Origin of the sequence: Selenomonas sputigena ATCC 35185 (genome assembly GCF_000208405.1) — a bacterium.
In the GTDB taxonomy this organism is placed as follows: domain Bacteria; phylum Bacillota; class Negativicutes; order Selenomonadales; family Selenomonadaceae; genus Selenomonas; species Selenomonas sputigena.
Genome location: NC_015437.1, coordinates 2,557,669 through 2,568,361, shown reverse-complemented (window position 1 = coordinate 2,568,361; position 10,693 = coordinate 2,557,669). Strand labels below are relative to the sequence as shown.

General features: G+C 54.4%; 11 protein-coding genes and 1 riboswitch. Of the genes, 10 read left to right on the top strand and 1 reads right to left on the bottom strand.

What is annotated here, in order from left to right:
• Positions 1-465 precede the first annotated feature (465 nt).
• The 9 genes from rpmH (at position 466) to SELSP_RS11650 (ending at position 8,055) form a co-directional block, all read left to right on the top strand.
• The gene (gene rpmH, locus SELSP_RS11690) at positions 466-600 is read left to right on the top strand and encodes a 50S ribosomal protein L34 (protein WP_006192627.1); all 135 of its coding nucleotides are present in this window, start codon (positions 466-468) and stop codon (positions 598-600) included.
• A gap of 77 nt (positions 601-677) precedes the next feature.
• Entirely contained in the window at positions 678-1,064 is a 387-nt protein-coding gene (gene rnpA, locus SELSP_RS11685; protein WP_006192626.1) for a ribonuclease P protein component, read from the top strand.
• Positions 1,061-1,270 (top strand): membrane protein insertion efficiency factor YidD, encoded by a 210-nt coding sequence (yidD, locus tag SELSP_RS11680; RefSeq protein ID WP_013741089.1) that lies wholly within the window; start codon positions 1,061-1,063, stop codon positions 1,268-1,270. Before rnpA ends, yidD begins: the two co-directional genes overlap by 4 nt.
• A gap of 20 nt (positions 1,271-1,290) precedes the next feature.
• Complete coding sequence (locus tag SELSP_RS11675) at positions 1,291-1,959, top strand: YidC/Oxa1 family membrane protein insertase (protein ID WP_006192624.1); 669 nt, start codon at positions 1,291-1,293, stop codon at positions 1,957-1,959.
• Between the two features lies 1 nt (position 1,960).
• Entirely contained in the window at positions 1,961-2,992 is a 1,032-nt protein-coding gene (gene jag, locus SELSP_RS11670) for an RNA-binding cell elongation regulator Jag/EloR (RefSeq protein WP_006192623.1), read from the top strand.
• A 65-nt stretch (positions 2,993-3,057) separates the two neighbouring features.
• Positions 3,058-4,437, top strand: a complete 1,380-nt coding sequence (gene mnmE, locus SELSP_RS11665; RefSeq protein WP_006192622.1) for a tRNA uridine-5-carboxymethylaminomethyl(34) synthesis GTPase MnmE — start codon at positions 3,058-3,060, stop codon at positions 4,435-4,437.
• Between the two features lie 11 nt (positions 4,438-4,448).
• A complete protein-coding gene (gene mnmG / locus SELSP_RS11660; protein WP_013741088.1) occupies positions 4,449-6,335 on the top strand; it encodes a tRNA uridine-5-carboxymethylaminomethyl(34) synthesis enzyme MnmG in 1,887 nt (628 codons plus the stop codon).
• Entirely contained in the window at positions 6,328-7,044 is a 717-nt protein-coding gene (rsmG, locus tag SELSP_RS11655) for a 16S rRNA (guanine(527)-N(7))-methyltransferase RsmG (RefSeq protein ID WP_006192620.1), read from the top strand. Before mnmG ends, rsmG begins: the two co-directional genes overlap by 8 nt.
• Before the next feature lie 105 nt (positions 7,045-7,149).
• The gene (locus SELSP_RS11650) at positions 7,150-8,055 is read left to right on the top strand and encodes a head-tail adaptor protein (protein ID WP_233275180.1); all 906 of its coding nucleotides are present in this window, start codon (positions 7,150-7,152) and stop codon (positions 8,053-8,055) included.
• A gap of 172 nt (positions 8,056-8,227) precedes the next feature.
• On the opposite strand, the gene SELSP_RS11645 is transcribed toward SELSP_RS11650, so the two are convergent.
• Positions 8,228-9,400, bottom strand: coding sequence for a phosphoribosylaminoimidazolecarboxamide formyltransferase (locus SELSP_RS11645; RefSeq protein WP_006192618.1), 1,173 nt, complete (start codon positions 9,398-9,400; stop codon positions 8,228-8,230).
• Positions 9,401-9,463: 63 nt separating this feature from the next.
• Positions 9,464-9,540: riboswitch (ZMP/ZTP riboswitch) on the bottom strand.
• A 134-nt stretch (positions 9,541-9,674) separates the two neighbouring features.
• Here SELSP_RS11645 and pfkA point away from each other — a divergent pair.
• On the top strand, positions 9,675-10,637 hold the full coding sequence (pfkA, locus tag SELSP_RS11640; protein WP_006192616.1) for a 6-phosphofructokinase: 963 nt from the start codon (positions 9,675-9,677) through the stop codon (positions 10,635-10,637).
• The last annotated feature ends 56 nt before the right edge of the window (positions 10,638-10,693 follow it).

Here is a 10,693-nt window from a genome sequence, read left to right as displayed (position 1 = left end):
TATTCACATACTGTGGATAAAAGATAAAAAATGAGAGAAGCCAAACGCAGAGGAAATGGCAGGAACGACGTGCAGTCAGGCGGAAAAAATGTTTCTCTTTATATAATGAAGGAAATGGATAAAAATTCTTGTGGAAATATCTTCTCTGCCTGTGGATAATGTGCATATCTCTGTGTATAAATGGTCGGTTGGCTATAAATATCTTAGCAGACTGCAAAAGAGTTATCAACAGGCAATTCGTTCCTAAAAAGAGGAAAGGCTCGTTTATCCACAAGAAGGACAGGAAAATGCAAGGCTTCTCCGCGCGAAACCGTGGAAAATCCTTGACACTCGATTGTCTCTGGGCTATAATTTAGCGTAGTTAAAAGCGATAGTAGGGGCATTTTGTGTTCTTTTGCATTTTGACTGAATGAATCGCTCGATGTATCAGCGATTCCTAGAATTCTTTTGGGGAGGTGGATTTGAATGAAGATGACGTATCAGCCGAATAACCATTGGCGCAAGAAGACGCATGGTTTCCGCGAGCGTATGAAGACGAAAGGCGGCCGTCTCGTCCTGAAGAGAAGGCGCGCAAAAGGCAGAAAGAAGTTGTCTGCGTAATCACTCGCTAGGTCACTCCGGTGACCTTTTTTCATGAAATGACAAAGCATTTTGATTTTTAATGAAAGGGTTCTTGCATGTTGGGTTTGCCGAGAAGCCGCATCTTGAAAAAGAAGAAGGATTTTCAGGCTGTTTATTCCCGCGGAAAATCGTATGCAAACAGATTTCTCGTGCTTTATGTCTTTCGTTCGCATGGACTCCAGGGAAAAGTCGGTTTTGCCGCAGGCAAGAAGCTCGGCAATGCCGTGAAGCGCAATCGGGTCAAAAGATTGCTCCGCGAGTCTTATCGTCTGCATCAGGTTGAAATCGAGGAGGGTTTTTCCCTCCTGCTCGTGGGCAGGAAGGCGGCTCTCGACGTCAAATGCCAGGATTTGGAGAAGGCTTTCCTCGCTTTGGGAAGGAAGGCCGAAATCATGGCAGGAGACAACGAGGCTTCTAAAAGCGAGAGAAGGCGCGGCAGATGAAAGTCGTGCTTCTGCTTCTCATTCGTTTTTATCGCGGCTTTCTTTCTCCTTTGAAGCCGCCTTCGTGCCGCTATATTCCGACATGCTCGGAGTATGCAATGATTGCTGTTGAAAAATATGGGGCGGCAAAGGGCAGTTTCCTTGCCATCAAGAGGATTCTGCGCTGCCATCCTTTTCATAAGGGTGGCTACGACCCTGTACCATAGGAAAATTAGGATGTGGTGATTTGGAGTTTTTATCGTCGCTGTTTCATCCCGTCATTGCGGTGATTCAGTTCATGTTGGAGAATCTGTATGCGTTTACAGGTCTTCTTGGTTTTGAAAATTACGGGATTGCCATCATTTTGCTGACGATCCTCATCAAGGTATGCCTCTATCCTCTGACGGTCAAGCAGGTTCGTTCGATGAAGGGCATGCAGGAACTGCAGCCGAAGATGAAGAAGCTGCAGGAAAAGTATAAGGACAACCCGCAGATGATGCAGCAGAAGATCGGCGAGCTGTATAAAGAAGCCGGCGTGAATCCTCTCGCGGGGTGTCTGCCGCTCCTCATACAGATGCCGATTCTCATGGGCATGTTTTATGCGCTGCAGGGCTATGCGTATTCGGGGACGCCGTCCTTTCTGTGGCTCGCGTCGCTTTCCGAGCCCGATCCGCACTATATATTGCCGGTGCTTTCCGCACTTTCGACGTGGTTCGTGCAGAAACAGACTTCGACGGAAACGAATCAACAGATGAAGATCATGATGATCGTCATGCCGATCTTCATCGGCTGGATCAGCTTGAATTTCGCTTCGGGACTTGTTCTCTATTGGGTGACGATGAACCTCGTGCAGATCGTGCAGCAGTGGTGGATGTACCGAAACGAGGACGTCACGGGAAAGAAAGGAGTTGCCTGATATGGCGGATTTCGTGGAAAGAACCGGAAAGACGGTGGAAGAAGCGATTGAAGCTGCACTCTTCGCCCTGCGTCTCCCGAAGGATCGCTGCACGGTGGAGGTCATCGAGGAGCCGTCGAACGGCTTCTTTGGTTTGATTGGAAAGCGTGCGGCGAAAGTGCGCGTTACGGCGAAGGAAGAGCCTTTGCCGCAGCCGCAGGAAACTTTGCCGCAAAAAAAGCGGGAAGAAGTTCTTGAGGAGCGCCGTGAGGAACGGGAAGAAGAGCGTGCGGAGGAAAAGGAGGAGGCGCCTGTCTTGACGAAGGAGTCGTCCGAGGCGTCCGAAAGTGCGTCCGCCGTCTCTCATGATACGACGCCGGGCAGGCAGGAAACCATTGTGGATCGCGGCTTTTCCTACTCTCCCTCGAGAGAAAATCGTTCTTATGCGGAACCGCGCCGCGAGCGTTTCTCTTCGGGCAGACGTTCCTACGCATCCGATTCAGTTGCCGGGCGTTCTCGTGAGGAGAAGGTTCGCAATTTCCTGAGTCCTGCCGACGCTGCAGTGCCGATTAAAAAGGCGGAGGATTTCCTGCAGCAGATTTTTCGAGCAATGGATCTTGAAGTCGCCATCGAGAGAAAGGATCGGCCTCATTCAATCGAGCTGAATCTCTCCGGGCACAATCTCGGCATACTCATCGGCAAGCACGGGCAGACGCTCGATGCTTTGCAGTATCTCGTCAATCTCGCTGCCAACCAGGGATTGACGGAGGAACGCGTGCGCATCATCCTCGATATTGAAGATTACCGCGAGCGCCGTGAGGAGACGCTTTACCGTCTGGCAGCGCGCTTGGCGGAGCGCTGCTGCCGCACGAACCAGCGCGTCGTCTTGGAGCCGATGAACCGCCATGAGCGAAAGATCATTCACCTTGCACTGCAGGAGAATCATCGCGTTTTGACTTACAGCGCGGGCGATGAGCCTTTTCGCAAGGTCGTCATTGAGCCGAAGCATCGCGTTTCGCGTATGGACGGCTCTATGCGTGAAGAGGATTATTGATTGGATTGAAATCGGGCTGTTGCAGCGAGCGACAGCCTTTTTCTTTCCTTGCAGGGGGGAACGAATTGCAGCAGGCAGATACGATCAGCGCCATTGCGACAGCGGTCGGGGAAGGAGGCGTCGGCATCGTGCGCCTTTCCGGCGCCTCTGCCATAGAGACGGCTTCGCGCATGTTTTGCGCTGCAGGCGCCAGGAAGCTCGCTGACGCAGGTGCGCGGGATCTTCTCTACGGTACAGTCGTGCGAGAGGATGGCCGCCTCGTCGATGAGGCCCTTTGCCTCGTCATGCGTGCGCCCCATTCTTATACGAAGGAAGACGTCGTGGAATTGCAATGCCACGGCGGAGCTGTTTCCCTGCGCGAGGTTTTAGCATTGACGTATCGTCACGGGGCGCGGGCTGCGGAACGAGGCGAGTTCACAAAACGCGCCTTCTTGAACGGCAGGCTTGATCTGGCCGAGGCGCAGGCCGTCATGGACGTGGTGCAGGCGAAGACGGAAAAGGGGCTGGAAATGGCGGCGGGGCATCTGGCCGGTCATTTCTCGGAGCGCATACGCTCGATGCGAGAGGATATTTTGGCTCTCCTTGCCCATTTGGAAGCCGTCATTGATTTTCCCGAGGAGGGCGTCGATGAAATTGTTGTAGAGGAGGCGCGGGAAAAGGTGTCGGCCCTCCATGCGTCGCTGCGCCGCATCGTGCAGACGGCGCATACGGGACGCATCCTGCGCGACGGCTTGGAAACGGCAATTGTCGGAAGACCGAATGTGGGAAAGTCAAGCCTCCTGAATGCCCTGCTGCGCGAAGATCGTGCCATCGTCACCGACGTTCCGGGAACAACGCGTGATACCATTGAGGAGTATGCCGATATTGGCGGCGTGCCTTTGCGGATCATCGACACGGCAGGCATACGGACGACGGAGGATGCCGTCGAGCGCATCGGCGTGGAGAAGGCGCGTGCGCATGTGAAAAGCGCCGCGCTCGTGCTCGCTCTCTTTGACGGTTCTCGGCCTCTGGAGGCGGAGGATGAGGAGATCCTCGCCTTGCTTGAGGGAAAGGATGCGCTCATCGTCGTGACGAAGAGCGATCTGCCGCGCGTTCTTGATACCGAACGGCTGCAAAATTTGGTACATCTTCCTCTGATTGAAATCACGACGAAGGAGGAAGAAGGGATTTCTCCTTTGGCGGCCGCTATTTTGGAAAAGGTTTATGACGGTGAGGAAAGGTCGGGGGAAGGCTCGTTCGTCGCCGACCTGCGCACGAAGAATCTTTTGGAAGCGGCGGCAGATCATCTTACCGCCGCGATTTCCACGATGGATCAGGGACTGGGGCTCGATTTCATCTCTATCGATCTGCGCTCTTCTTTGGAAAAACTCGGGGAGATCACGGGGGAAACGGTGGGAGATGACGTATTGGATGAAATATTTTCACGCTTCTGCGTCGGCAAGTGAGGTGGCCTTCTTTGTTTATTGCCGGTGAATATGATATCATCGTCCTCGGTGCGGGGCACGCGGGCGTCGAAGCGGCGCTCGCTGCAGCGAATCTCGGCTGCCGCACGCTTCTGGCGACGCTTTCCTTGGACAATATCGCACTCATGCCCTGCAATCCCTCGATCGGCGGCCCTGCAAAGAGCCATCTCGTGCGCGAGATCGACGCGCTTGGCGGCGCTATGGCGATCAATGCCGATGAGGCGGCTCTGCAGTACCGTCTTTTGAATACGGGAAAAGGCCCTGCCGTCCATGCTTTGCGCGCGCAGGAGGACAAGAAAGCCTATCAGTTTCGCATGAAGGAGCGCTGCGAGCAGCAGGAGGGACTGGAAGTTCGGCAGCTTCTGGCAGAAAAGATCCTCATCGAGGATAAAGAGGCGAGAGGTATAGTGGCAGAGACGGGGGAAGCGTATCTCGCGCGTGCTGTCATTCTCGCGACGGGTACATATCTCAAAGGACGCATCGTCATCGGTGAGCATACGACGAGCGGCGGGCCGAATGGGCAGCGAGCCGCAGGGGAATTGTCGCGCTCTCTTAGAGAGAATGGTATCAAAATCATGCGCTTCAAGACGGGGACGCCTGCGCGTCTTGATGCACGTTCCCTAGACTATAGGAAGATGCAGCTGCAGCCCGGGGACGAGGGGGCGCAGAGCTTTTCCTTCATGACGGAGAAAAGGACGCGCGAGCAGCTTCCATGCTATCTGACGTATACGAATGAGAAGACGCATGAGATCATTCGTGCGAATATCGATCGGGCGCCGATGGCGAATGGTATCATCGAAGGGATCGGCCCGCGCTATTGTCCGTCCATCGAGTCGAAGATCCTCCGCTTCCCCGACAAGGATCGCCACCAGCTCTTCTTGGAGCCGGAAGGATGGCATACAGAGGAAGTCTATGTGCAAGGCATGTCGACGAGCCTTCCCGTCGATGTGCAGGAGGCTTTCCTGCACACGATTCCGGGCTTGGAGAAGGCGCGCATCATGCGCCCGGGCTACGCGATCGAGTATGACTGCATCGATCCGCTGCAGCTTCTGCCAAGTCTTATGTTCAAGAAGATTCGCGGACTTTTCTCGGCGGGACAGTCGAACGGCACGTCGGGTTACGAGGAAGCGGCGGCGCAGGGGTTGATGGCGGGCATCAACGCCGTGCATTATATCCGCGGCAAAGCTCCTTTCGTCTTGAGTCGCGCAGAGGCCTATATCGGCGTTCTCATCGACGATCTCGTGACGAAGGGGACGGAGGAGCCGTACCGCATGATGACGTCTCGCGCCGAATATCGCCTGCTGCTTCGCCAGGACAATGCTGATTTGCGCCTGACGGAAAAGGGACGCGCCATCGGTCTTGTCAAAGAGGATCGATGGCAGAAGTTCCTGAAAAAGAAGAATGGTATCATCGAGGCGAGGAAGACGCTTGAGAATACTGTCCTTCATCCATCGGTTGAAAATCTTGCTCGTCTTGAATCGGCGGGACTTGCGCCCATACGCACGTCAACGTCGCTTGCCGATTTTTTGCGCCGTCCGGAGATGGATTATGCGAAGTTGGCTTCGCTCTTCGGCTTGGAGCGCCTTGCGCCCGAGGTCGAGGAGCAGCTGGAAATCGCCATTCGCTATGAAGGGTACATCAAGAAGCAGCAGGAACAGGTCGAGCGCTTGGAACATCTGGAGTCTCGTCGCTTGCCCGTCGATCTCGACTACGCTCTCGTGCCGAGCCTAAGGGACGAGGCGCGAGAGAAGCTCGCTGCCGTCCGTCCGCTTTCTGTGGGACAGGCGAGCCGCATATCGGGCGTGTCGCCTGCGGATATATCGGTCTTATTGATCTGGCTGGAGCAGGAGCGCCGCAGGAGGAGAGAAGACGATGTTTGAGCAGGAGTTGGAAAGAGCGTCTGCTCTCTATGGACTGCCGCTCGATGCAAAGCAGATTGAGAAGTTCGGCATCTACTATCGTTTGATCATCGAATGGAACGCGAAGATGAACCTCACGGCGATTACTGAACCGCGGGAAGTTGCCGTCAAGCATATCGTTGATTCCCTGACGGCGCTTCGAGGTATCGAGGAAAGGGATTCCCTGCGTCTGATCGATGTCGGAACGGGTGCGGGATTTCCCGGCATTCCTCTGAAGATCGTCCGTCCCGATTTGAAGCTGACCCTTCTCGATTCCTTGAAGAAGCGCGTGCATTTTCTCGAAACCGTTGTCGAGGCGCTGGGCTTGGAAGGCGCAGAGTGCCTGCATGGACGCGCGGAGGAAGCGGCGCGGCAAAGCGCTTTGCGCGAGCGCTTCGATATCGCCGCCTCTCGCGCCGTGGCGCGTCTGCCCGTCCTTGCCGAGTATCTTCTGCCCTTCGTGCGCATCGGCGGCACAGCGATCGCCCTCAAGGGGCTTCACTCGGAAGAGGAAGCAAAAGAGGCGGAAAGAGCCGTCAAGATTCTCGGCGGGAGGGCGATAGAGTCGATTCCCGTCGCCTTGCCCGGCCTTTCGGACAAGCGTGCAGTTCTCGTCATAAAGAAGGAGAGGACTACGCCGAAAGCGTATCCGCGCAAGGCAGGCAAGCCGGCGAAAGAACCATTGCTTTGAGTTGCCGTTAAAGATACACAGGAAAAAAGACGATATAAGAAGAGAAGGATTCTGAAAGGATGGTGCTCTAAGGTGTGGAAGAAGAAGGTGGCAGCTGCTCTAGCCATGACGTTTTTAGCAGGCAGTCTGACGTTTGGATCGACAGCTTCGGCATATATCATCAATGTCGGTATGGAGGATCTTGCTGCACAAGAAAAAGCAGCAGATTCCGACAGAAAGCAGGAAAAGAAGGCGGAAAACGCTAAGGAGCATGGCAATGCGAAGGATGAAAAGAAGAAAGAGGTAAAGGGCTTCCAGGAGAAGAAAGCGGAAACCTCCGTAAAAAAGGAAGATAAAAAAGCAGAGAACAGCGACACTAAGAAGGCCATGGAAGAGGCATCCAAAGCGTCGGTGACGCCCGCTCCGCAGAAGAGGGAGGAAGGGCAGAAGCCGCTTGTCTTGAATAAGAAGAAAGAAGAGATGAAGCCGTCCGTACAGAAGAAAGCCGATGAATCAAAAATTCCCTTGCAGGGAAAAAAGACGGAAGCGTCGGCGCAGGAAAGCAAGGACGCTGTCAAGACGAAGAACAAGAAGAGTAAGGAGAAGGATCGCTTCCAGGAAATTTTCCGCGACGAATCGTTCATTTACTATATGGACATGCGAAGCGTGCGCAATGTTCCTATCCCGAACCGTCAGGATCGCATGATCGACGTCTGGGTGAAGCTCAAGCCGAACAGTTTCTCCGATGATGAAGACGCCAAGGCGGGGAAGTACTATTTGGAGCATTATTACCTCAATCCAAAGAGCAAGCAGATCCAGTTCCTCTGCGAGTTGGAGGTCACAGGCAGGCCGTCGAACGCCATCAAGGAGCGTCCTTACAGCTCGCAGAATTGGGAAAATCTCGTGCCGGGCAGCGTCGAGGATGACGTATACCATGCTGTTGTGAAAAAGGCGAAAAGTTCTTCGAGCATTGGCGGCGTGGCGATGCCTTCCGCATCGGACGTTCTTGATATGCTGAATATTGGACTCTGAGCTTTGTGGAAAAGTTGTGGATTCAATACGGACTTATCCACAGAATACGCCATGAATTGGTTCGTATGTGGATAAAAATGTGGATAAACTGCGGAAAACTCCATAGATGGCATAAGAAAAGGCTGCTGCATGATGCAACAGCCTTTTTCTTATGTTTTGGTTCGTATCGGTATCAATGATGGAAGAGACGGATATGCGTCATCGCCATGAACATGCCGTACTTATCCGCCGTCTCAATGACATTGTCATCGCGAATCGATCCGCCGCTCTGGGCAACATAGGAAACGCCGCTCTTATGTGCGCGTTCGATGTTGTCACCGAAGGGGAAGAAAGCGTCCGAACCGAGTGCGACGCCCGTCGCCGTCTTGAGCCACTTGGCTTTCTCTTCGGGCAGGAATACAGGAGGTTTCTCCGTGAAGATGCGCTTCCATTCGTCCGTTCCGAGGAGATCCATGCATTCATTGGACAGGTAGACGTCGATGGCATTGTCGCGGTCGGGACGGCGCACATCGCTCTTGAAGGGAAGCGAGAGGACCTGCGGACTCTGCCTCAGATACCAAATATCGGCCTTGTTTCCCGCGAGACGCGTGCAATGGACGCGTGACTGCTGGCCGGCGCCGATACCAATCGCCTGCCCGTCCTTGGCATAGCAGACGGAGTTGGACTGGGTGTACTTCAAGGTGATGAGGGAGAGCAGGAGGTCGCGTTTGGCGTCGTCGGGCAGATCCTTATTTTTCGTGACGACATCCTTCAGGCAGTCTTCGGTGATGGCGACATCGTTGCGCTTCTGCTCGAAGGTTACGCCGAAGACGGTTTTCGTTTCCTTCTCTGCAGGAACATAGGAAGGCTCCATCTGTATGACGAGGTAGCTTCCCTTGCGCTTCGTCTTGAGAATCTCCAAGGCAGCCTCGGAATAGGCGGGCGCGATGATGCCGTCGGAGACCTCGCGCTGCAGGAAGGAAGCCGTCTGGGCGTCGCACGGGTCGGAGAGAGCGACGAAATCACCGTACGACGACATGCGGTCGGCACCGCGCGCACGGATGTAGGCGGTCGCAACGGGCGACAATTCGATTCCTTCGACAAAGTATGCCTGCTTCAGCGCATCGGACAGGGGGACGGCGACGGCGGCGCCTGCAGGGCTCACATGCTTGAAGGATGCCGCTGCAGGAAGGCTGGTCGCTTCCTTGAGTTCGTGCACGAGCTGCCAGCTGTTCATGGCGTCGAGCAGATTGATGTAGCCGGGCTTTCCGTTCAATACCTTGAACGGAAGGTCGCCGCTTTCCATATAAACGCGAGAGGGTTTCTGGTTCGGATTGCAGCCGTATTTCAATTCGAGTTCTTTCATCAGCTTCTCTCCTTTGTGTGAGTTGTAGTGAAATCAAAAAAGACCGCGGGCATAGTGAACCATTGCGGCTGCCCAGACGGTCGGCTTTTCCTGCTGCACTCCCTTGTGGTCATCCACTTCCGTCAGTTATGCAGCTTATTTTCAATGTACCATTCCCTTTCTTTTTTGTCAAGTACGTTTATTTCCTAGCTCTAATGTGGTATGATGTAGAAAAGGTTTCACTTTGATCGAGGGAGCGAGGCTTCTTCGCCATGGGTATGGGAGGGATTTTACGATGTTGAATTGTATCGGCGTCTTGACGAGCGGCGGCGACAGCCCCGGCATGAATGCGACGACTCGCGCCGTCGTGCGCACGGCGCTCTTTGAAGGTGCAGAAGTGTGGGGCATACATAACGGATATCGCGGTATCTTGGACGGTGAGATGTTCAAGATGGAGCGAAAGGATGTCGGCGACATCATTCAGCGAGGCGGCACGTTCCTCGGCACGGCTCGTTGCCATCGTTTCATGACGCCTGAAGGTCGTGCAGAGGCGTATGAGAAGCTCAAGGCGAAGGGCATCGAAGGACTCGTCATCATCGGCGGCGACGGCAGTTTGCGCGGCGCGTCGCTCTTGAGCGAAGAACACGGCATTCCCATCGTGGGACTGCCGGGAACGATTGACAATGACGTCTGGGGTACAGACTATACGATCGGCAGCGATACGGCAGCGAATACGATCATCGATGCCATCAACAAGCTGCGCGATACGGCTTCGGCGCATCGGCGCGTCGTTGTCCTTGAGGTCATGGGAAGACATTGCGGTTGGCTCGCGCTGATGAGCGGCATTTCGGGCGGCGCGGAATACATCCTCGTGCCCGAAGAGGACTTCGATCTCGAAGAAATCAGCAACGAGATCAAGGAAGCTTATAAGAAGGGCAAGCGCTACATTCTCGTCGTCGTTGCCGAGGGGGCAGGAAGCGGCATTGAGGTTGGCAATTTCATCGCCGAGCATACGGATATCGAGACGCGCGTTTCGGTTCTCGGACATATTCAGCGTGGCGGTACGCCGTCCGTCATCGACCGCGTGAAGGCGAGCCAGCTTGGTGAGAAAGCGGCTCTGGCGATTCTCTCGGGTCTTTCCAACGTCGTCTTTGGCTTCCATCGCGGCAATGTCGTCGCCATCGACTTGCACGATGCCGTGACGAACAAGAAGAAGCTCGATCCCGAATACATGCGCCTTGCCAAGGTTTTGGCATAAATACAAAAGAAGAAGCCTCCTTTGCGGGAGGCTTCTTCTTTTGTATTCGATGTTTC